Annotated in this window: 27 protein-coding genes and 1 pseudogene; 4 read left to right on the forward strand and 24 right to left on the reverse strand. The window is 60.5% G+C overall.

Annotated elements, in window-relative coordinates; all coding sequences use genetic code 11:
* The first annotated feature begins 65 nt into the window (after nt 1-65).
* Nucleotides 66-992: a LysR family transcriptional regulator gene (locus V6607_RS26660; RefSeq protein ID WP_003208633.1), complete on the forward strand. Its 927-nt coding sequence runs from the start codon at nt 66-68 to the stop codon at nt 990-992.
* Here the strand turns inward: V6607_RS26660 and V6607_RS26665 are convergent.
* The 3 genes from V6607_RS26665 to V6607_RS26675 form a co-directional block, all read right to left on the reverse strand.
* Nucleotides 989-1,351 (reverse strand): diacylglycerol kinase, encoded by a 363-nt coding sequence (locus V6607_RS26665; RefSeq protein ID WP_003208635.1) that lies wholly within the window; start codon nt 1,349-1,351, stop codon nt 989-991. The genes V6607_RS26660 and V6607_RS26665 overlap by 4 nt on opposite strands.
* Nucleotides 1,352-1,426: 75 nt before the next feature.
* Entirely contained in the window at nt 1,427-2,077 is a 651-nt protein-coding gene (erdR, locus tag V6607_RS26670) for a response regulator transcription factor ErdR (RefSeq protein WP_003208636.1), read from the reverse strand.
* A gap of 254 nt (nt 2,078-2,331) precedes the next feature.
* Nucleotides 2,332-3,042, reverse strand: coding sequence for a tRNA-uridine aminocarboxypropyltransferase (locus tag V6607_RS26675; protein ID WP_003208638.1), 711 nt, complete (start codon nt 3,040-3,042; stop codon nt 2,332-2,334).
* A gap of 205 nt (nt 3,043-3,247) precedes the next feature.
* Between V6607_RS26675 and V6607_RS26680 the strand changes: the two genes are divergently transcribed.
* Both V6607_RS26680 and V6607_RS26685 read left to right on the forward strand, forming a co-directional pair.
* Nucleotides 3,248-3,688: a PA3611 family quorum-sensing-regulated virulence factor gene (locus V6607_RS26680; protein ID WP_003208640.1), complete on the forward strand. Its 441-nt coding sequence runs from the start codon at nt 3,248-3,250 to the stop codon at nt 3,686-3,688.
* Between the two features lie 375 nt (nt 3,689-4,063).
* Entirely contained in the window at nt 4,064-5,137 is a 1,074-nt protein-coding gene (locus V6607_RS26685; protein WP_338741799.1) for a TIGR00730 family Rossman fold protein, read from the forward strand.
* Here the strand turns inward: V6607_RS26685 and istB are convergent.
* Both istB and istA read right to left on the reverse strand, forming a co-directional pair.
* On the reverse strand, nt 5,129-5,884 hold the full coding sequence (gene istB / locus V6607_RS26690) for an IS21-like element ISPsy14 family helper ATPase IstB (RefSeq protein WP_027976742.1): 756 nt from the start codon (nt 5,882-5,884) through the stop codon (nt 5,129-5,131). The genes V6607_RS26685 and istB overlap by 9 nt on opposite strands.
* A gap of 20 nt (nt 5,885-5,904) precedes the next feature.
* Nucleotides 5,905-7,419: an IS21 family transposase gene (istA, locus tag V6607_RS26695; RefSeq protein ID WP_338741807.1), complete on the reverse strand. Its 1,515-nt coding sequence runs from the start codon at nt 7,417-7,419 to the stop codon at nt 5,905-5,907.
* Nucleotides 7,420-7,600: 181 nt separating this feature from the next.
* On the opposite strand from istA, the pseudogene V6607_RS26700 reads away from it, so the two are divergent.
* Nucleotides 7,601-7,756: pseudogene (locus V6607_RS26700) on the forward strand (cytochrome D ubiquinol oxidase subunit II); the annotation flags it as partial.
* A gap of 167 nt (nt 7,757-7,923) precedes the next feature.
* Here the strand turns inward: V6607_RS26700 and recX are convergent.
* The 19 genes from recX to V6607_RS26795 all read right to left on the reverse strand — a co-directional run bounded on the left by recX (nt 7,924) and on the right by V6607_RS26795 (nt 21,223).
* Nucleotides 7,924-8,391: a recombination regulator RecX gene (gene recX / locus V6607_RS26705; RefSeq protein ID WP_003208644.1), complete on the reverse strand. Its 468-nt coding sequence runs from the start codon at nt 8,389-8,391 to the stop codon at nt 7,924-7,926.
* A gap of 8 nt (nt 8,392-8,399) precedes the next feature.
* Entirely contained in the window at nt 8,400-9,458 is a 1,059-nt protein-coding gene (gene recA, locus V6607_RS26710) for a recombinase RecA (RefSeq protein WP_003208645.1), read from the reverse strand.
* Nucleotides 9,459-9,541: 83 nt separating this feature from the next.
* Nucleotides 9,542-10,042: a CinA family protein gene (locus V6607_RS26715; protein WP_003208648.1), complete on the reverse strand. Its 501-nt coding sequence runs from the start codon at nt 10,040-10,042 to the stop codon at nt 9,542-9,544.
* A 71-nt stretch (nt 10,043-10,113) separates the two neighbouring features.
* Nucleotides 10,114-10,605 carry a lysis system i-spanin subunit Rz gene (locus tag V6607_RS26720; RefSeq protein WP_134327259.1) on the reverse strand — a complete coding sequence of 164 codons (492 nt, stop codon included), beginning with the start codon at nt 10,603-10,605 and terminating at the stop codon, nt 10,114-10,116.
* Nucleotides 10,593-11,150 (reverse strand): glycoside hydrolase family 19 protein, encoded by a 558-nt coding sequence (locus V6607_RS26725; protein WP_023659218.1) that lies wholly within the window; start codon nt 11,148-11,150, stop codon nt 10,593-10,595. The genes V6607_RS26720 and V6607_RS26725 overlap by 13 nt, the downstream gene beginning before the upstream one ends.
* A 114-nt stretch (nt 11,151-11,264) precedes the next feature.
* Nucleotides 11,265-12,272 (reverse strand): phage late control D family protein, encoded by a 1,008-nt coding sequence (locus V6607_RS26730; RefSeq protein ID WP_134327260.1) that lies wholly within the window; start codon nt 12,270-12,272, stop codon nt 11,265-11,267.
* A gap of 9 nt (nt 12,273-12,281) precedes the next feature.
* Nucleotides 12,282-12,494 (reverse strand): tail protein X, encoded by a 213-nt coding sequence (locus V6607_RS26735; protein WP_003208655.1) that lies wholly within the window; start codon nt 12,492-12,494, stop codon nt 12,282-12,284.
* On the reverse strand, nt 12,487-12,870 hold the full coding sequence (locus V6607_RS26740; protein ID WP_003208656.1) for a phage tail protein: 384 nt from the start codon (nt 12,868-12,870) through the stop codon (nt 12,487-12,489). Before V6607_RS26740 ends, V6607_RS26735 begins: the two co-directional genes overlap by 8 nt.
* The gene (locus tag V6607_RS26745) at nt 12,870-15,068 is read right to left on the reverse strand and encodes a phage tail tape measure protein (RefSeq protein WP_134327262.1); all 2,199 of its coding nucleotides are present in this window, start codon (nt 15,066-15,068) and stop codon (nt 12,870-12,872) included. Before V6607_RS26745 ends, V6607_RS26740 begins: the two co-directional genes overlap by 1 nt.
* Before the next feature lie 127 nt (nt 15,069-15,195).
* Complete coding sequence (locus V6607_RS26750) at nt 15,196-15,777, reverse strand: phage tail assembly protein (RefSeq protein ID WP_003208660.1); 582 nt, start codon at nt 15,775-15,777, stop codon at nt 15,196-15,198.
* Nucleotides 15,778-15,828: 51 nt separating this feature from the next.
* On the reverse strand, nt 15,829-16,335 hold the full coding sequence (locus V6607_RS26755; RefSeq protein WP_102604880.1) for a phage major tail tube protein: 507 nt from the start codon (nt 16,333-16,335) through the stop codon (nt 15,829-15,831).
* Nucleotides 16,335-17,501 carry a tail protein gene (locus V6607_RS26760; RefSeq protein WP_003208663.1) on the reverse strand — a complete coding sequence of 389 codons (1,167 nt, stop codon included), beginning with the start codon at nt 17,499-17,501 and terminating at the stop codon, nt 16,335-16,337. The genes V6607_RS26755 and V6607_RS26760 overlap by 1 nt, the downstream gene beginning before the upstream one ends.
* Nucleotides 17,502-17,503: 2 nt before the next feature.
* Nucleotides 17,504-17,677, reverse strand: a complete 174-nt coding sequence (locus V6607_RS26765; RefSeq protein ID WP_003208665.1) for a hypothetical protein — start codon at nt 17,675-17,677, stop codon at nt 17,504-17,506.
* 88 nt (nt 17,678-17,765) lie between these two features.
* Entirely contained in the window at nt 17,766-18,026 is a 261-nt protein-coding gene (locus V6607_RS26770) for a tail fiber assembly protein (protein WP_102604882.1), read from the reverse strand.
* A complete protein-coding gene (locus tag V6607_RS26775) occupies nt 18,027-18,644 on the reverse strand; it encodes a hypothetical protein (protein ID WP_102604883.1) in 618 nt (205 codons plus the stop codon). It abuts the gene before it with no gap.
* An 80-nt stretch (nt 18,645-18,724) separates the two neighbouring features.
* Entirely contained in the window at nt 18,725-19,267 is a 543-nt protein-coding gene (locus tag V6607_RS26780) for a hypothetical protein (RefSeq protein WP_102604884.1), read from the reverse strand.
* The gene (locus tag V6607_RS26785; protein WP_003208671.1) at nt 19,264-19,902 is read right to left on the reverse strand and encodes a phage tail protein I; all 639 of its coding nucleotides are present in this window, start codon (nt 19,900-19,902) and stop codon (nt 19,264-19,266) included. Before V6607_RS26785 ends, V6607_RS26780 begins: the two co-directional genes overlap by 4 nt.
* The gene (locus V6607_RS26790) at nt 19,899-20,894 is read right to left on the reverse strand and encodes a baseplate J/gp47 family protein (protein ID WP_102604886.1); all 996 of its coding nucleotides are present in this window, start codon (nt 20,892-20,894) and stop codon (nt 19,899-19,901) included. The genes V6607_RS26785 and V6607_RS26790 overlap by 4 nt, the downstream gene beginning before the upstream one ends.
* Entirely contained in the window at nt 20,891-21,223 is a 333-nt protein-coding gene (locus tag V6607_RS26795; RefSeq protein ID WP_003208675.1) for a phage baseplate protein, read from the reverse strand. Before V6607_RS26795 ends, V6607_RS26790 begins: the two co-directional genes overlap by 4 nt.
* Nucleotides 21,224-21,231 lie beyond the last annotated feature (8 nt).

Raw genomic sequence — 21,231 nt, forward strand, 5'->3', positions numbered from 1 at the left:
TTCTAATGGCGGCGACAATATCTGTTAACTGGATTATTAAGATAAGGGTTATCGGTTATATCGATATGCGATTTACTCTACGTCAACTGCAAGTCTTCGTCGCCGTCGCCCAGCAGGAAAGCGTCTCGCGCGCTGCTGGCCTTTTGGCCTTATCTCAATCCGCCGCCAGCACGTCGATTACCGAGCTGGAGCGGCAATCCAGCTGCCAATTGTTCGACCGCGCGGGCAAACGCCTGAGCCTCAACGCCCTCGGTCACCAGCTATTGCCCCAGGCGGTAGCACTGCTGGACCAGGCCAAGGAGATCGAGGACCTGCTCAACGGCAAGTCGGGCTTCGGCTCCCTGGCGGTCGGGGCCACGCTGACCATCGGCAACTACCTGGCCACGCTGCTGATCGGCAGCTTCATGCAGCAGCATCCCGAGAGCCAGGTGAAGCTGCATGTGCAGAACACTGCGCATATCGTGCATCAGGTGGCGCACTACGAAATTGATCTGGGTCTAATCGAAGGCGACTGCAGCCACCCGGACATCGAGGTGCAAACCTGGGTGGAAGATGAACTGGTGGTGTTCTGCGCACCCCAGCACCATTTGGCGAAGCGCGGCCAGGCGACCATGGAAGAGCTGACCCATGAAGCCTGGATCCTGCGGGAACAAGGCTCTGGAACACGCCTGACCTTTGACCAGGCCATGCGGCATCACCGCAGCGCGCTGAATATCCGCCTGGAGCTGGAACACACCGAGGCAATCAAACGCGCGGTGGAATCAGGCTTGGGGATTGGCTGCATTTCCCGGCTGGCGCTGCGCGACGCCTTCCGGCGTGGCAGCCTGGTACCGGTGGAAACCCCGGACCTGGACCTGGCCCGGCAGTTCTACTTCATCTGGCACAAGCAGAAGTACCAGACCTCGGCGATGCGCGAATTCCTCGAGCTGTGCCGGTCGTTCACCGCCGGGGTGCAGCGCAGCGACGAGATCGTACTGCCGACCATTGCCTAGATCAGGATCACGGCCCACACCAGGGTAATCATGGTCAGCGCTACGAACTGCGCGGCGCTGCCCATGTCCTTGGCATTTTTCGACAAGGGGTGCAGGTCCAGGGAAATCCGGTCGATCGCCGCTTCGACGGCGGAGTTGAGCAACTCGACGATCAATGCCAGCAGGCACACGGCGATCAGCAGCGCCCGCTCTACCCGGCTGACGTTAAGGAAGAAACTCAGCGGGATCAGGATGACATTGAGCAACACCAGCTGACGAAACGCCGCCTCGCCGGTGAAAGCCGCACGCAGGCCATCCAGGGAATATCCGCCTGCGTTGAAAATACGTTTGATACCGGTTTGACCCTTGAAAGGCGACATAGAGTAGGCAACTGAGCAAAAAGGTGTGGGGAAACTAGAGCAAGCAAAGTCAAAAAAACGTGAATGAACAGCGTCTTAATGCTGCGAAATTGACTCAAGTTGTTGCAAGAGCAGCGCCGCCTGGGTTCGCGTACGTACGCCGAGCTTGCGGAAGATCGCCGTGACGTGAGCCTTGATGGTCGCTTCCGACACGCTCAGCTCGTAGGCAATCTGTTTGTTCAATAGACCTTCGCAGACCATGGTCAATACGCGGAACTGCTGGGGCGTGAGGCTGGCCAGGCCATCACGCGCGGCCTTGGCTTCGTCGGAGACGTTGATCTCTTCAAAGGCCTGCGGCGGCCAGGAGACATCGCCATCCAGCACCGTGCGCACGGCTTTCTGGATGTCTTCCATGGAGCTGGACTTGGGAATGAAACCACTGGCACCGAACTCCTTGGAGCGCACCACCACCGACGCCTCTTCCTGGGCCGATACCATCACCACCGGTATCTGCGGGTATTGCCCACGCAGCAGCACCAGCCCGGAAAAACCGTAGGCACCGGGCATGTTCAGGTCCAGCAGGACCAGGTCCCAGTCGGACTTTTCGGTAAGGCGGGTTTCCAGCTCGGCAATGCTGGCGACTTCGACGAGGCGTACATCCGGCCCCAGGCCCAACGTGACCGCCTGGTGCAGCGCACTGCGAAACAGCGGGTGGTCATCGGCAATCAGGATTTCGTATGTGGCCATTTATTAAATGATCCTGTTTTTTAGGGCGGCACTGATGGGTTCAGTGCTCGCCAACGCGCAAGGTGGCTGCCAGGCCAGCAGTCACCAAAGGGCGCGTTCAACGTCAAAAAGCGACGTATCCAATCTGTGACAGCGCCCCAATCGGCGCCAAGCATGCCCAGCGTAGCCTGGGTGGTCAAGCGCTACGCCCGTGGCTATTTTAGCGGGCTGCGCGTTTGCGCGGCCATCATGCAAAGGTCGGCTGGCCATGACACCTATAGATAAGGTGCAAGGCGAGTATGGACGACATCGGCCGGGTCCAGCGCCAGTTGAAACTTGGCGGCCAGGTAGTGAGTGCTGAATACGTCCAGATAGGCATCCAGGACTTCACTGGCTGCGGCATCTTCAGCCAGCTCCAGGCATAGCGCGGCGACTTCGGCGGTGCAGAAGTGGTCATCACGCTTGGAGCGACGCAGCTTGTAGCGCGACAGTTGCTCGGGCGCCAGGCTCAGCACCGGCAAGTGCTCCAGGTACGGGCTCTTGCGGAACATCTTGCGCGCCTCGCTCCAGGTGCCGTCCAGCAAAATGAACAGCGGGCGCTTGCCCTCCTCCAGCCTGACCTGATGGACCACCCGCTCCGGGGCCACGAATTCGCCGGGAAAGACGATGTATGGCTGCCATTGCGGGTCGGCCAGCAAGGTCAGCAACTCCGGCTCAACCTCAGTGCGCGACCAGGGGAACGCGGTCGTGTCGTTGATCACATCGGCAATCAGCCAGCCGGTGTTGCTGGGTTTCATCGGCTCTACGTCGTGCATCAGCAGGCACATGCCGGATCTGGCCTGGACCTTGGGCCGCCAGGCGCACAGGCAGTACTCGGGAATCACCCGGCAGCCGGGGCAGCGTTCGGCCCGCGAGCCTCGCGCTACAAACGGTTTTACGGCACGGGCCAGGCGCTGCGTGCGCAAACGGGAGACGGCATGGCTCATCGGGTGCGCCGCAGGGAAGTGGAAATCGACACGGATAGAACTCGGAAGGCAAAAGTTACCGCAGTTTACCAGAGCCGCCCCCGGCCACCTGCACTTCCCGGCAATAGGCTGGCCCTAGGGGCAAGCGGTCACCTATAATCCCGCGCCACTGAACGCACAGCGCAGTGGCTGGTCTATGCACCAGTAACCGAATCAGGAGAGTTTCATGCTGCGTCTTATGCCACGCCTTGTAGTTCCGTCCGTCGCCCTCGCGCTGGTGTTGCCTCTGGGTGCCCAAGCGGCCTCGTTGCTGGAGGCTCAACTGAACAGGAAGCTGCAAAGCGTCGCAGAGGAAACCAACAAAGAACTGCCACGGGAAATTGACGAAAAGACCCTGGAAGTTGCCTACACCGTTGAAGGCTTGCAGCTGATTGACCATCTGAGCGTACTGCCCGACCGCGCCGAGCAAATGCGCGCCAACCCCAAGGCTGTTTACTTCCAGCTCGGCCAAAGTGTGTGCCTGAACAAGGGTTACCGCGAGCTGATGGCCAAGGGCGCGATCATGCGCTATGAAATCACCGAGAACAAAACCAACCGCCCGGTAGCCTCGGTGAAGTTCCAGGAAGCAGATTGCCCGGCACCGGCTGCCGCGAAGAAGAAAAAGTAAGCGATAACTCCTGTCGCGCGCCGCTGACCAGCGGCGCGCAATATCCCCCTCTGCACTCTCCGCCATTGCCCGCCCGCGGCAGCGTCTAAACTCCCTCAGAAGTGATCAATAAGCGGTTGCCAGCCAAGACTTTATAGGCTCATGATCAATTCATCCTGAACGCCTGGAACATCGGGTTTTCACACCGTCCTGTAACATTTTCAGGGCAAAAGAGGGTTGCCCTCCTGAGCGTGCAATGCAAAGGTTTTTAATCATAAGGAATATACAGAACCGGTTTCGCCCACCTCGTTAATCAGAGGCAACGACACATGCAGTGTCGTGGTCCCGACGAATTTCTCGCCGGCACCCAGGGTTCTGTGAAGAAGGAGAAGTTGAATGCCTTACGAACCGAATGAACTCCTGATCCGTCAATTTGAAGAAAACGGCACCGACCTCACGCAGCAGGTCGACGCGCAACTCCATTTGATTGCGCCCAACAGCCCGAATATTCCCCTTTATCGCGACATGATCTTCACCGTGTTGCGCATGGCCCAGGACGACCGCAGCCGCTGGAATGCCAAGATAACCTTGCAGGCGATCCGGGAACTGGACCACGCCTTCCGCGTGCTCGAACAGTTCAAGGGGCGGCGCAAAGTCACGGTGTTCGGCTCGGCGCGCACGCCGGTGGAAAGCCCGTTGTATGCACTGGCCCGAGAAGTGGGCGCGGTCCTGGCCCGTTCGGACCTGATGGTGATCACCGGCGGTGGCGGCGGCATCATGGCGGCGGCCCACGAGGGTGCCGGCCTGGAGCACAGCCTGGGGTTCAACATCACCCTGCCCTTTGAACAGCACGCCAACCCGACCATCGATGGCACCGAGAACCTGCTGTCCTTCCACTTCTTCTTTACCCGCAAGCTGTTCTTCGTCAAGGAAGCCGACGCCTTGATCCTGTGCCCGGGCGGTTTCGGTACCCTGGATGAAGCGCTGGAGGTACTGACCCTGATCCAGACCGGCAAAAGCCCGCTGGTACCGGTGGTACTGCTGGATGCACCAGGCGGTAGCTTCTGGCAAGGCGCACTGGACTTTATCCGCAGCCAGCTTGAGGCCAATCGCTACATCCTGCCCACCGACCTCAAGCTGGTCCGCCTGGTGTACAGCGCCGAAGAGGCGGTGGACGAAATCAACCAGTTCTACGCCAACTTCCACTCCACCCGCTGGCTGAAGCGCCAGTTTGTGATTCGCATGAATCATCCGTTGAGTGACCGCGCACTGGCCCATCTGCAGGAGGCATTTGCCAGTCTTCGCCTCAGTGGCGACTTCCAACAAATCGCGTACACCGGCGAAGAGCATGACGAGCTGCGCATTCCACGCCATCCGGCCACCCAGCCCGCCAACATCCGGCCACCTATTCCACGCTCATCCGGCCAGGCAGTCGGAGCGCAGCGACGCAGGTTCGCATTGTTAGTCTGAAGTCCCTGCCGTCGTCAATTTCGTCGCGCGTCTGCGCATCGACTCGCCCTTCAGTTCGATCCGATAAGCGTTGTGCACCAGCCGGTCGAGGATCGCGTCGCCCAAGGTCGGATCACCGATCAGCGCATGCCATTTGTCCACCGGCATCTGGCTGGTGACCAGTGTCGAGCGGTTGCCGTAGCGGTCGTCCAGCAGCTCAAGCATGTCGCGCCGTTGCGCGGCGGTAAACGGCGCCAAGCCCCAATCGTCCAAGATCAGCAGGTCGGTCTTGGCGTAACCGGCCATCAGTTTGGCGAAGCGGCCGTCGCCGTGGGCCAGGCCTAGTTCCTCCATCAAGCGCGGCAGGCGCAGGTAGCGCACGCTGTAGCCGTCGCGGCAGGCCTTGTGGGCCAGCGCGCAGGCGAGCCAGGTTTTGCCTACGCCAGTTGGCCCGCCGATGATCAAGTTCAGGCCATCACGCAGCCACTGGCCACTGCCCAGCTGCAGGATCATGGCCTTGTCCAGGCCACGCGGGCTGCGGTAGTCGATGTCTTCCAGGCAGGCGTTGTGGCGCAACCGCGCCGCTTTGAGGCGAGTGGTCAGGCGGGCGTCTTCGCGCTCGGTCACCTCACGGTCGACCATCAGGCCGAGGCGTTCATCGAAGCTCAGATCATTGATATCGGGCGTTGCGTGTTGCTCGCCCAGCGACTTGATCATGCCGTGCAGGCGCAGGGTTTGTAGCTTGTCCAGGGTCGGGTTCGGTAGCATTTCGAAGCTCCTTTTTCAGGTCAGTGGTAGTAGCCCGGGCCACGCAGGTTGATGTGCTCGTCGGGCAGTAGCGGCAGGTTCTGCTGGGCCAGCGGCAGGCGTTCCAGCCCTTGGCGCAGGATCGATTCGAGGCTTTTGTAGCTGCATGCGCCCAGTGCCAGCGCCCGCTGGCACGCGGCTTCCAGCCGCGCTTCGCCGTGCTGTTTACTCAGGCGCAGGATGCCCAGGCAGGCGCGGAAGCCGTGCTGAGGGTGGATTCGGCGTTCGAGGATGTAGGCGATGACGCCAGCGGTGTTTGGCCCGGTCTGCTCTGCCCAGCGGATCAGCCGTTGCGGTGTCCACTCGGCGTGTTCGCGGTGGCTCTTGGGCATGTGCTCGGTTTGGGTGGTGTGGCGGCCTTTGTGCAGCGAGCGCAAGTGGCTGGCCACGCGCTGGTTGGCGTGGAAGCACTCGACGGTCTGGGCGGTGAGTCGTACTTCGAGTTGGTGCTTCACCAGCTGGTACGGCACCGAGTAGAAGTGGCCATCGACCTCGATGTGGTAGTCGATATGGACGCGTACCTTTTTCCATTCGGCGTAGACGTAAGGGTGTTCCGGCAGCGGGTGCAGCGCCGGTTGGTCGAGGGCCTCGAAGGCTGACCGGCGGGAGCCGGGCAGCTTTTTGAAGGGCTTGTGATTGACGCGATCCAGCAGCAGTGCGATGGCGGTATTGAGTTCGCCGAGCGAGAAAAACTGGCGGTTGCGCAGCACCGCCAGGATCCAGCGTTCGACCACTTGCACGCCGACTTCGACCTTGGCTTTGTCCCTTGGCTTGCGCGAGCGAGCGGGTAATACGGCTACGCCGTAATGCTCGGCCAGGTCGCGGTAGCTGGGGTTGATGTCGGGTTCGTAGCGATGAGCTTTGGTGACGCCGCTGCGTAGGTTATCCGGCACCAGTATCTGCGTTGTGCCGCCGAGAAAAGCGAAGCAGCGCACGTGCGAGCCTAGCCAGTCAGGCAGCTTTTGCGACCAGGTGGCCTCGGCAAAGGTGTAGCTGGACGCGCCAAGCACGGCGACGAAGATCTGAGCCTGACGGATCTCGCCGGTTCGCCGGTCAATGACCGGCACGGTCTGCCCGGCGTAATCGACGAAGAGCTTTTCGCCAGCACGGTGTTCCTGGCGCATCACCACATCGACCTTGGCGGCCCAGAGGCGGTAGTGCTCGCAGAACCAGCTGTACTGGAAGCCTTGCGGGTGAGCGAGCCGATATTCCTGCCAGAGCAGAGCCAGGGTTACGCCGGGACGGCGCAACTCGGCATGGAAATGAGCCCAGTCAGGCATCGGACGTTGATCACTGGGCACAGCGGGCGGCGGCGGAAAAAGATGCCGTTGCAGCTCGGAGTCGGTCAGCACCGACGGCCAGCTCAGGCCGCTGGCAGCAAAGCGATTGAGGTATTCACCGACGCTGGCTCGACCTACTTGCAAGCTGGCAGCAACTTGGCGGGCAGATAGGCCGACCTCGAATTTGAGACGTAGCACTTCTCGAATCTTACGCATGGATAACCGCTCCACGACGACCTCTCTGCTTCGATAAAAGAGGTCGATGGTAGTGAATTAATCCTGCGTTGCCGCCTGCCTTATGGGCGGCCGGATAGCCGTGGAATGGGTGGCCGGATCAACGTGGAATCAGTGGCCGGATGTTCATGGAATGGGTGGCCGGATGGCCGTGGAATCCGCAGACGAGCCAAGCTTCAGCCATCTGACGCGGCTGGTGTTCAACTTCAACGGGCGTGATCAGGGACGGTTGCGGGAATTGGTGGATTACATCAACTTGCCGGAAAACTGGGCACAGGCTCAGGGGAAAACGCAGCAGCGGGTGACGGAGACGGCGTGACCTGACACTGAATCGAAAAAAGGCCCGCTATTTTCATAGCGGGCCTTTTGGGTTGTGTCAGGTAGAACGATGCGCAGGCTGGGGCCGCTGCGCAGCCCAGCGGGAGCAAGCTCCCTCGCCACACCAAGCCCCGCAATGATCAGAGCAACCTTTACCAGGCGCAGCCTTCAGTCATCCATATCCCGACCGCTCAACAGGCGACTGATCATCTCCATCGAAAACCCGCGATAACTCAGGAAGCGACCTTGCTTAGCCCGCTCACGCGCATCAATGGGCAGATGACCGGCAAACTTGCGCCGCCAGGTTTCTTCCAGTTGTGCCTGCCAACTGATGCCGCACTCACGCAACGCGAGTTCGATATCAGCCCGCTGCAGGCCACGCTGGCTCAGCTCTTCACGAATTCGTGCAGGGCCATAGCCGGATCGGGCTCGGTAGGAGACGAAACTTTCGAGGTAACGGGACTCCGACAGCAGCCCTTCTTCCGTCAAACGGTCAAGGGCTGCGTCGATCATCTCGGGATCTGCGCCACGCTGACGCAGCTTACGCGTCAGCTCGACTCGACCATGCTCGCGCCGTGCGAGCAGGTCCATTGCAGTGCGCCTTACGGCGACGGGTGTATCCAGGACAACGCTCATCGTTTGCTTCAGATGTCAGTGTCGACTTCTTCTACTTCTTCAACCGGCTCGCGGTTGGCGGCAGCCTTGACGTCAGGTGCCGGGGTCAGCAACTTGTCGCGGATCTGCTTCTCGAGCGTAGCGGCAACATCCGGGTTATCCGCAAGGAACTTGGCCGAGTTGGCCTTGCCCTGGCCGATCTTGCTGCCGTTGTAGGCATACCAGGCACCGGATTTCTCGACGAAACCGTGCAGCACGCCCAGGTCGATCATCTCGCCGTTCAGGTAGATACCCTTGCCGTAGAGAATCTGGAACTCGGCCTGACGGAACGGCGGGGCCACCTTGTTCTTCACGACTTTAACGCGGGTTTCGCTACCGACAACCTCGTCACCTTCCTTCACCGCGCCGGTACGACGGATGTCCAGACGGACCGAAGCGTAGAACTTCAGCGCGTTACCACCGGTGGTGGTTTCCGGGCTGCCGAACATCACGCCGATCTTCATCCGGATCTGGTTGATGAAGATCACCAGGCAGTTGGCGTTCTTGATGTTACCGGTGATTTTACGCAGGGCCTGGGACATCAAGCGGGCTTGAAGGCCCACGTGCATGTCGCCCATTTCGCCTTCGATTTCAGCCTTGGGTACCAGGGCTGCCACGGAGTCGACCACGATCACGTCGATGGCGTTGGAGCGCACCAGCATGTCGGTGATTTCCAGCGCTTGCTCACCGGTGTCCGGTTGCGAAACCAGCAGGTCGTCAACGTTGACGCCCAGCTTGCCGGCGTATTCAGGATCCAGGGCGTGCTCGGCATCGACGAACGCACAGGTGGCGCCCATTTTTTGTGCCTGGGCAATCACCGACAGGGTCAGGGTGGTTTTACCGGAAGATTCAGGACCGTAGATCTCAACGATACGGCCTTTTGGCAGGCCGCCAATGCCGAGCGCGATGTCCAGACCCAGAGAGCCAGTGGAGATAGCCGGGATCGCCTGACGGTCGTGATCGCCCATACGCATTACGGCACCCTTGCCGAATTGACGTTCGATCTGACCCAGGGCCGCAGCCAAGGCTTTCTTCTTGTTGTCGTCCATTAAAGTCCTCACGTAATCAATAAGGCCTGGCGGCCAACACCTGTATAAGTAGACAGTATTGTTCCACAAAGATCCGTGATCGCCTACCCCTGATTTTCTATTTCTGCTGCAGCTCGTCGCAACAAGCCCTCTAGCGCGGCCTTTACCGTTTGTCGGCGGACCTCGTCGCGGTTGCCGGGGAAGTGTTCGAGCTCGGCGGTAACCTCATCGCCCACGCCCCAGGCCAGCCATACGGTGCCCACCGGCTTGTCCGGCGAACCGCCATCGGGCCCGGCCACGCCGCTGACTGCCACGGCAAAACGCGCCAGGCTTTTCTCCTGGGCACCCCGCACCATCGCCTCCACCACTTCGCGGCTGACGGCACCGACCTTGGGGAACAGGGCTTCCGGTACATTCAGTTGCCGGGTCTTCTGGCGATTGGAATACGTGACATAGCCCGCCTCGAACCAGGCCGAACTCCCGGGAATCCGCGTGATTGCCTCGGCGATACCGCCGCCGGTGCACGACTCGGCCGTTGTGACGTGGGCATTGAGAACCTGCAAGCGTCGGCCAAGTTCAGCGGCGAGTTGAGTAATTTCCTTCACGGTCATCTCCTGGAGTGGACGGGCGTTCGCCTACCCTACAGGAGCCCATGGGCCATGCAAGTTACAAGAGACTAACGCGCGACGGCCCGGACATACGCCTGGCAGGCGCGCAAGGCGATCATTGCGTTGTCGCCGTCGTCGGTGATGCCGATAATTCGTTGAGCATGCGCCGGGTCAAGTCGGGCTCGCGGGGCGCCATGAACCACGCTGCCGGGGGTGGCGGTGGCTGGCATTGGGCAGCCGCTGGCTGAATCGCTGGCGTCGAGAAGGACTGACAACCGCACATCAGCAGTGGCCAGGCGATCCCGCAGGTGAGCCTGAGCGCGTTGTGCATCGGAAAGCTCCCGGGTGTGTTGTTGGTCGCTGGCGCTGAGTTGTTGCTCCAGTGCCAGCCGTTTGTCCTGTTCGGCCTGTTGTTGCTGGCTGAGTGCTGCGGCATGCAGAGCCTGCAGGTGCTCGAGTTGTGCGCCATATCGCCAAGCCTGTACCTGCCAGGCAACACCCGCCGAAACTGCGAACAACAGGCAAAACCCAAGCAGGCGATACGACGTCAGGAAGCCCATGACACCGCCTTCGCCCGCGCCCACAGTTGCATACGGTTCTCCAGACCGTTGAGGCCACCATTGATGCGCCGGGTGATCGTGGTGAACTGGTCCTGGTCAGCCAACTCGTTCAAGCCATTGCGCTGCCAGAACCACGCGGCAGATTCGCACGCCCATTGCGGCGTCTCCAGCAACTCCGGTTGGTGCAACAAACGCTCATCGCCGAACAGTGCCTGACTGCACGCCAGGTAGTTGCGCCGGCCGGTGATCTGGATCAGGCCGCGGCCGCGATACTTCTGGCCGTCGCCATCGGCTTCAGGGGAGTTGCCCAGGCGGGCGGCCAAGGTACCGGTGTCGTATTTGCTCAGGTATTGATCGCTGCCCAGTTCACGTACGTAGCGCAGTTCGCCGGATTCGTGGCCGATTTGGGCGAGGAAGGCGGCGATGCGTTTGGGTGTGGTGATTTGGTGACGTGCAGTAGCCTCGTTTAAAGGAGCTAAAAAAATGCCCGCTCTAAGGCGGGCTCCAGGCATTACCTGGATAAGTTGAGGGAGTGTTATCAGCATCGTTTTTTACTCTCACACGCCCAGATATTTACTGAGCAACAGCGTCCAACCAAGGCCATCCAGCGGGCCGTTTGGCTATCGAGGGGATAGGGTAGAAGGAACCGATCGAGCACGTCATTGCGGTGACGACAATCCGTTCGCCTTGATCGTGCATCGGTAGCTTTCCTTGCGTTTGCCGACGGCCCTCAGCGTGTCGATGGACCAGCGCCCCTGCATGAAGCCGGGCCAGGTTTCATCCAGCACCAGCAGCCCTTCGGCCTGGAACGCCGGGTTGCCGGGGCATATCACATTGATCTGCAGGCCTTCACGGCTAACCCGGCGCATCTCGCCTTCGGCCGCCGTCCTGGCTTCGTCTTCGCTCTGGTAGCGCTGGGCAAGGACTTTGAACGGCGCACCGCCCACCTCCACCTCACGTTTCTTGCAGGTAGCGGCATCCCACCAGGACGCCTTGGCCCCTTCGAACTTGGCCCGGCTGGTCTCGGTAAAACTGGCGCTGATAAACGCGCGGTCGCCCGGACGGTTATCACGGGTGACCGACAGCCGCACTTCTTGCAGCGGCTTGCCCGACAGCGAGGTGATCTGGCCTTTACGGCCCAGCACATACAGCTCGTCGACAGGCTTGGCCACCGCATCAAAACGCTTGGCAAGCCGGGTCAGGAAGCTCATGTCGCTTTCGTTGGTCTGGTCGATGTGAGCGATCTTTTCAGCGTCCAGATCCGGCGCGACCCTGGGTGAGAATCCATAATGCGTGGTCAGTTGGCGGAACAGTGCGCCCAGGGTGGTTGGCCCATGGCTGGCTGTGCGGCGCTGTTTGAATTCGTCCTGGTCGAACGGCGCCGCCGTGGCCACCAGCACCAGGCGCAGGGGGAACAGGTACGGGGTGCGCTGGGTAATCTTGAAGAGCCCCTTGTCCTCCAGGCCGGTCTCCAGGTAACCGACCCGCAGGCCGATCCTCCCACCCAGGCTGGGCAATCCCTCAAGCCCTTCGATGTCGAGGGTCAGCTTGAGTTGGTCGGAGACGAAGCCTGCGGCATCGGTGTGTTCCCACTCCAGTAATCGCTCGTTGAGCAGCGCGGCATTGGTCCCGTAAATTTCCACCGCCGGTGTGAATCCAAGTGCCATGGTTCCTCCTTAATCCCAAACCGAAACCGGTTTTTTTGCGGCGGGCCGCGCGTCCAGCTCCGGTACGATTACACCGATGCCGGCCGGCAATACCGCCCCGTGTTCCGCGAGGTCCGGGTTGAGATGCCACAGTGCTTCCTCGGCAGCGTCGTCGCTGCGACCCAGTTCGCGGTAGAGCAGCAGGTTGACGGAGTCACCGGCAATACTTCGGACTCTACGCATTGACGAATTCCTCCAGTATCAACGTCCAATTGATCAGCATGGCGGTGCCGTCGTCGATCACGTTGGCTTGTTTCTCGTCCACCGATTTGATCGTCCACAGCCCCCAGTTACGGCCAATCCCGTCCACCAACGGCAGCGGTGTACGCAAGGCCTGCAAGTCGCGCAGTTCGTCGAGCCTGGCCATGCCAATGCCACGCGCCGCCTTGCCGGCAAAGGTCAATGTTTCGAGGGCCTGGCCGGTCTGGCTGGACTTGGGTTTGCCGGCAATGATGTCCAGCGCGACCCAGCCACCGCTACTGTTACGGTCGAGGGTCGCGTAGGCAAACCCGCGCGACAGCCCGAAAATAAAGCTGCCCAACACCATTTGTTGTCGCATTAAACCGCTCCATCGGTGAGTGCCGCGTCGCGTCGCGTCGCCAGCAGGTTGTCCATCGACAGCGGCGTGAACTGCGCCTCGATCTGTTGCACGACGAGCGCCGCCAGCGCCTGGTAACTGGTCTGCTCGGGTGCGGTAATGTTGATCTGCGGGGCGAAGTTGATTTGCCGGTTGTCTGTTTGAGCGTTGGGAAGGCTTTGGCTGACCTGTTCGGGTGGCGGGAGACGGTCGTCACTGCTCATGACTTTCTCGCCCAGGCTCGCCCCGACGTCGCTGCCGACGAACGTGCCGACGACGCCGCCCACCACCTTACCGATTGCACCGCCGGCAAAGCCGCCGATCACACCGCCCAACACTGTGCCGGCGCCCGGAATAATCGAACCCAGCGCCGCCCCGGCGAGCGTGCCAACGGCTCGCCCAATGGCCAGCCCTGCAACCTCGCCGGCCACACCACCCGCGACGCCACCGCCTATCGACCCCACACTGGCGCCAACGGACTCTTTCAGGGTGCCATTGCTCGCGCCCTTGATGAGATTGATACCCGCGTCTGCCACCACCAACGCCAACGAACCGCGCTTCGCGATTCGGCTGGCTCTGTTGGTTTTCGTGGGCGCATCAGGGCCTGAGTTTTTGCCTGGCGTGCGCTCGCCCTGGCGTGTGTCGCTACCTTGTGACTTCCCTTTGCTGCCGGACGGGTCGGACTTGTTGCCACCGGCATCGCGGGGCGCGTCACCCTCGCCCAGGACTTTCCCGGCGACCTTGTCGAAGACTTTGTCCACGACAGTGCCGCCGAGCTTCTTCGCCAGCGGCACCATCACCACCGCGGCCAATGTGAGGGCGGCCGTGGCTTTGGGCAGCGATTCAGCCAGCCAGCCCAAGCCATTGACCACTGAGGTCAGCACCGTCAGTGCGCCGTTTTTCAGGGGTGCAATCGCCGTATCGGAAGCTGTCTCCAGGCGGGTGGTACTGGCCTGGAAGGCTTGTTCATGAGCTTGCGTGGAGTCTGCCCGCCCGGTCGCCGAACGCATGACCGAGCCCTGGTCTCCCAGGACCGAAGTCGCGTAAGTCGACTTGTCGGCCACCGCCGAAAAGGCCTGCTTCAGCGTGTCGATTACCGGCACCAGGCTCAGAATCGAGCGGTTACCGTCGAACAACTGCGTGGCCAGTGCCGCCTGCCTTTCCTGGGGCTGCGCCTTGAGCGCCTCGAGGACCGTCAGCACTGTTTGCGGTGCGTCCTGCTTCATGCCTGCCGCAAGCACCTTCGGGTCAAGCTTGAGCTCTGCCCAGGCAGCACGCTGCCCCTCGGAGGCACCGTCACCCTTGGCCAGCGCGGCGCCGACTTTTTCCACCGCAAGCCCGGCAGACGCCCGGTTGTTACCAACCGTCAGCAACGCCGCCGAAAACGCCGCTACCTGCTCGGGGCTCATGCCCGACGTTCTCGCGGCAGTGCTCTGGCGCACAATCGAACCAATATCCACAGCATCGGCCTTGAGCGAAGCGTGGGAACCCAGCACGTTGGTGGCGTCAGCCAGATCCAGCGCCTGCGGGCGATCCAGCTTCATCGACCCACGCCAGCCGCCCATCATCTCGCCGGCCGTCTTGATATCGGTCTGAAAGGCCGCGGCGATGAGCGCGCTATCGCGGGCGAACTGCAGCAAATCAGCCTGGCGAGTTTCAAGGTCCTTGCCTACGCCGGACCGGGCCCCCACCTGCTCCACCCTTGCCAGGTCGACAGCATCTGCGCCACTTGCGGCAACCATCGGGTCTGACGCCAAGGCCAGGTTGGCTTCGCGCAGTTGTGTGCGCTCATGCCCGGCAAACCCCACCACTTCATGCAGGTCGGTCATCGCCGTTTCCAGCGCCTGCGAGGGTTTGACGGTATCGGATGAGGCGCCGCCCTTGCTATTGCCCTTGCCGGTTTTCAGGGCACCCATCACATCGAGCAATGAGCCGTTGAACCTCTCCAGCGTGTCGATGAGCCGGGTCTGCCCCGTGACCAGTTGCGTCAGTTGCGCACCGACATTCGCCAGTTCCTGGCCCGGCACGGCCTTGGGTACGGTATCAAGCAAGGACGGGCCGGCAAGCATCGGCGCAATCGGCTGGATGCTGGCGCCTGCCCCGGCCGTTTCAAGCGAGCCGTAAATCGCCTCGCCGTCCCTGGCGATGAGCGACCTCAATCCAAATTTACTGTCTGCCATCCGCTCTACTCCTGTTTGACGCCAAGGCGAGTGATCGCGATGTCGTAGCGGCGCAATGCTTTTCCGGCGTCCCAGTCCAGGATTTCCGCTTCATTTACCGAGTAAATGAGCGGCACGATGTCGAGAATTACTTCGATGTCGCGCTCCGAAAGAAGTCCGCCGGTTTGTTTAAAAAATCGTCGATGCGCCCCTGCAGTTCGGTCCAGTCGGGCACGCTGAGGTCGGCGAGATCCGGGATCATCAGGCCGGTGCAGTGGGCAGTGATGAACTCGGCGCGCTCTTTGTTGGTGGCGAGTTTTTTCATCGCCTTGGTGGCACGCAGGGCGGGCATTTCCAGGATCAGGCTGGTGAGACGGCGGCCGCCGGTGTCAAGCGGCAACAGCAGCGAGACGTGCTCACTGGTCGCCGATTCGCGGGGCTGCTCGTCGGCGTCGAGGAAGTACGAGGCAGGCCGGGTCGACATGTCGTGCACGTACTGGGCGATGCTCACATAGTCCGGACGCTTGAGTTGGTCGAGTTCTTTTTCCGACAGGCCGGTGGCGAGTTTGGCCAGTTCGAAGAACTGATCGTCCTCGTCATCACCGGCCCGGGCCAGCGCGTCTTTTTGCGCGGCGTAGAACAACGGCTTGAGTTGAATCTGCTCGATCAGCGCGCCGGTATCAGCGGTGATCGGCGACAGCAGGATGTGCAGCGGAGGCATCCAGGCCATGAATCAATTCCTTGGTGAAGTATGGGAGCGGGAAAACCCGCTCCCGGGGGCTTAAGGCATCAGTACCGCGCGGCGGGCATCGCCAAGGATGTCGACGCCGTTGAGCACAAACTTCTGGGTACGCACGTCGATGTCGATCACCGGGATGCCGTTTTCCAGGCGGTTGTAGGTGCGGCAGGAGAACTCCAGGGTGAGGGCGGGTTTATCGCCCATCTTCAGGGTTGTCTCGGTCAGGGTTTTCAGCTTGCCGCCGATGGTGTGGTAGGTGAAGTAAGTCTTGCCGTCCTGGTCCTGGCCGGCTTCACGCACGTTCAACAAAATGTCATCGCCCAGGCGCACCCCCAGGGCAAGCATGATTTCCGGACCCGCACCTTGCAGCTCCAATGTGGCGTTGAGCACTTTGGCGCTCTTGGCCATTTCTTCGGCGATGAAACGTCCGCCGGTCATCTGTTCCATGTCGAAGTCGATCTTCGGCGGTGCGAACGAGGTGACCGTCGCCGACAACGGCAGGCCTTGAAGGGTGGCCGCCATGGCCTGTCTGATTCGGTTGGTAAACATTAGAGAACGTCCTCCAGGAACTGCTCGATGATTTCATCGCGGGCGTTGAGTTGATAAATCATGTGTTCGTTCGGCGCGTAGCGGCCGTAGTCGATGACGATGAACCAGGTGCCGTTCTTGTACTTCTCGACACTGTTCAGTTCAGGGTGCAGGTACACGCTGCCGCCTGGAATGGTCTCGTCGGCCACCAGGGTTTGCAGCCAGTCGTTGATGCGCTTGACCTCCTGGTCCATGAACGACTTGGTGAGGTTCTTGGCCATGGCTTTCTGGCCGGCCTTGACCAGCTTGCGGCTGATCGCATCTTCCAGGCCCACGTAGCTGATGAACTTGCCGGTGATGGAGCGGTTACCCAGCAGCGAGAAGCCGCCGAGGATGGTGCGGGCGTAGTAGCTCACGCCGTAGCGGTTGAGCAGGTCGCCTTCGGTGGAGGTGTCGAGGATGTTGTACTCAACCACGCGGGACACGTCTTCGGCGAAGGTCACCTGATTGCCCGGGCTTTCCCATTGCTTGACCTTGGCCAGCGCGGCGATGGCCAGGGACGACGGCGCCAGGAACACGTTTTTCTTCGCGGCCTTGGAGTACACCGACGGCATGTTGTGCACCAGCAGGCAACGGTCGAAACCGAGATCGGCACCGCCCAGTTCGCCGCTGTAGGTCACCTGGTCGGCGACGGTTGCGTCCTTGCCGTCCAGCACCACACGGGCCTTGATGCGCTTGCCGAAGGAGGCGAATTCGCCGGCCACGGCCTTGGTGCCGGTGAAACCCGGGGCGCCGATGATGGTCAGGTCCTCGGGGACGCTGGCCAGGGCGGCGAGGCCCAGTTTGCGGCCGGTGACCGGCTCTTCACCGCCGATTACGTTATTGATGGTGTCGGCCGGGGTGGTGCCCTCGTCGACGATCACTACGTAGACCGGCACCTTGACCACTTTGAGGATCTGGTACACGGCGTGGAACAGCGTGCCGGTTTCAGCGCCGGTGGGGTCCAGCAGCGCCTGGGTGGTGAAGCTGTTGATGCGGAACGGGGCGTTTTTCGGAATCGACGCATGGGCGTTGGGGGCGGTGCCCACCAGGCCGATGACGTTATCGCCCAGGCCACCCATGGCCTCGGGGGATTCAGTGGCATTCACGGTGATGCCGTTATGTTCGAAGTTCAAAACCTCAGCCATGATCAGTCAGCCTTCTTCGGGGTGGAGTTGAGGACGCTGGTGAGTTCCAGGCGGCCAGCGGTGCGCAGGGCGGATGCTTCGACGTCCAGCAGTTCCAGTTCCTCGCCGGCGGTAGACCAGTGGCCGTTGCCGGTGGGGAATGGAATGAGGACGGTGTAGGTTTGGCGGTTAAACATGAGTGGAATTCTCCGGGTGGAAAACGCCAAAGCCCCTGCGAGAGGGGCTTTGGCGGGCGAAAAAAAACCGCTTTCGCGGTGGCTATCGTTATTTAAGGAAACCAGGTTTTTCTGGCCATACAACAGTGAAAGGATCGCCTACATCTTGCGGGACATCCCGCAACAGTTTGCGGTAAGCAGCGACTTCCGCACGCTGAACTTCACTCAGAGGGCTGTCCTGGACTTGGGTATGGTCTGTTTCTCGCAAAAGTTGATCGCGACGGACGCGAATGGAGGACCATTCCAAACATTCAAGACCTTCTTTGCTGGGGATATGAGATTGAGTAGGCGAGACAAATACTTCAGCCATTTAGAAAACCACCGTTGGGGAAAGGGAAAGTTTCGACTTGATCTCACCGACTTTGATCGCGCGATAGCGACCAATCTGCATAGTGTCAATTCGCAACGATGTAACATACACATTGGGTATTTTAATTCGGCAGATCGCATTACCAGCCGTATCAGCATAGATGGCCGGCGCAAACTTCCCAAAGCAAGATTGATTTATAACTGCGCGCTGAGGCGAATAAACATACCCGGCAAATGTTTCATCCAGCACCAAAGAACTACCGTAACTATAACCGCGAATATTCAGCCAGAACATCTGATCATCGGTATTAATAGAAAACGGCAACTTGAAATGGGCGTAAACCTCCATTGAGGATCCAAGGTCCGTCGCTACCATGCCACCAGAAGCGTCAACGTTATAGGGGGCTCCCGTACCCCAAACAAGCCCTTGGAAGACACTCATCAACAACGTCCCGGGTGCGCCGGGTTCTCCAACTACATCCTTAAGTGCACGAAACTGATCAAATTCCGCACGGGCTTGATCCATTCGTTTGTCAATATCGCCAATCTTGCCATTCACGGCACTGGTCAGATTGTTGGAAGCCTGAACCAGGTTGGCTATTTGCGTTTCCGTACTCAAAATAGTAACTCCTTTACTTTGCCATTCTCAGGCCACTTAGTACCGGCAAACAACCATAACTAAATAGGCCAGCCCACTGTCTAAATTACAACTCGAGTATCTTCCAATTTCATCACACGAAACAAAACCCCCAGATGGCGAGCCATATTGTCGATATTGGCTGTCGCCACTGCAGCCAGTTCCTCTGCAATTAAAATATTAAGATTTTCCATGCCCACTACTACCGTCACGCTATCGACCGGCAGTGGCGTCATGTCCAGCGTAAACTTCTGCAACACACGGGCCGCGGCCGCCTTGTAGGTGAGTAATTTCCCGGCAACAGAATAAACTGCCAGCAAGGTCCCGCTAGCCAGGTAAAACCCAAACTCTCCAATCTCATACTCAGCCTCGCCATCAAACAGCGCGGCCATTCTGAGTTGTTGATTACCGAGGTCTTCGTAATCGGCAATTGCGACTCGCTGGCGTTCATCCCGCAAAGCAACTTCACTGCCGTCGGGGTTGTAACGGCCAGTCCCTGCGCCAATATGGGTAATTTCACCTTTCAAACCCTGGTTCTTTGCCTGCAACACTTCACCCAAACCCTTGGAGGTGAAGCGCACCAGGCGCGTAATGTCTTCTGTCATGGCTGCGCCCTGAGGTCGTAATCGTTAATGGTGTAGTACCGGGCGACCCCGGTGCTGTGAAGTCGGGCGCCAAGCACGAGTTCAGGCAGCGCCCCCATGAGAGAAAGCTCGCTGTCGCAAAGTGCAGCATGAGCAACACCGCTCAGCGCCAGCCCACCCACCGTCTCGTGCACGATGGTGATGGTGGCCAGGTCCCGCTCGCTCTTGGCCGCGTTGATGCGGCGGATCAAACGGTTGTGATCGCCACTGGACCAACTGCGACCGATGATTGCCTGCACATCAAAGGTGTAAGGCAGGCCGGTTGGCCGCTGTTGATACCAGGCACTGATATTGGGGGTGAATCCCAGGGATTCGACGGCGTAGCTCAGCGCCTTGGGCGTACCGGCCTGACGCTGGATTTGCCAGGACAAGGCCACGGTGAGGCGCTTCTCCGACTCGCTGGCAGCGGCGTCCCATTCACTGACGCCGCGATCAGCGGCCAGGTAGGGAAGGAATTCAGCCGGCGTCTGCAGCGGGTTCATCAAGGCCGGGAATGGCGGAGTGACCCGATCGAGCAATTGCCCGAAACCCAGGTCCAGCGCCTTCTCCAACGGCGAACTGTTGGCGGGCAGCAAACTGCCTTTTGGCTCACTCATAACGTGTGCACCTCCACCTCGACACCCGTGCAATACGGAGCCTGAAACGCCGTGGTGACGATCGGCTCCAGCGGCTCAAGGATCTGCAGTTGCGCAGCGCCTGCCGAGTGTATGGCGTAGTCGATCCAGCTCGGGTCCACCCGCCCTTCCAGGCGATGACAAGACTCGGCGTAGGTTTGCAGCAGTCGCTGCGCGGCTACCTGGGTCAATCCGGAATCCGGACCGGCGTTGATCTTGGCCACCACCCGAATTTTGTAGCGCAGGATCTGCGCCCCCTGCACCGTGACGAGATCCGTTTCCGGTCGCACGTCAGGCCGGGCGAAATGCCGGCGTACACCGTCGAGTAGATCCGCAGAAGGTGTACCATCCCCGTCTCGGGACAGGACCGTGACCATCACTTCGCCGGGCGCGGTTCGACGGCCGTTGCCATCCTTGACCCGTGCCGCGTAGCCGTCCGGGTCGAAGGTATAAGTGACCGTCACCACCCCGGGCGTAGCACTTTGCACTTTCACCGATGGACGCTCACCGAGGGTGAAAACCTCCCGGCGATACTGCATCCGCGAACCCGCCGCCGGAGCGTGAGGCGCGAGGTAATAACGCAACCGGGCGTCATCGTCGCTCTCCAATGTTGGCGGTACCGGCGGGAAAGCCGCCGGGTCACCAGGGTCGAGCACCTGGCGCTCAAGGCCCATGTCCGCCAGGCGCGCATCGAGGTTGCTGCCGGTAGCCCACCACGCCAGCATCTGCTTGATGCGGGCGTTGTATTTGCGCTCGTGGGTTTGCAGGCGAACGCAAAAAGCTTCCAGCGCCAACGTCAGCAACTCGCTCTCGTTCTCCAGGCTGACCTTCAGCTTGGCGGCATTTTCTGGTGCACGAGTAGCGACGTAATCAACGACAAACGCCTTGAACTCCGCCAGCAACGGTTCGAACTCATCGACGGCAATGATCGCTGGCTCAGCCAGCTGGTTCTGGCCGGGTATCAGCATGCTCATGTCACCACCTCGAAGGATTGCTTGCGGTTTTTCCAGGTGCCGGCGAAGCGCAGCAACAGGCCGGCGCCCTGGCGGTTGGCGACGATGACTTGCGGTTCGAAGTCGGCGATGCCGTTCTGCGGGTTGTAGAACGCCTGGGCGGCATGGCTCTGGGCGAGAATCAGCAGGTCATCGCCGAGGTTTTGCCCGAGCAGCTGCGGGATCATCGAGCCGTACAGCGGGCGCTTCTGGCGAGTGCCCAAGGGCGTGGTCAGCGCTCGGGTAGCGCGCTGCACAAATTGCAGCCAGTCATCGACCGCCGCCCCGGTGTTTCTATCGATTCCGATCATGGGATGTC

It is taken from the genome of Pseudomonas sp. KK18 (assembly GCF_037094675.1).
In the GTDB taxonomy this organism is placed as follows: Bacteria; Pseudomonadota; Gammaproteobacteria; order Pseudomonadales; family Pseudomonadaceae; genus Aquipseudomonas.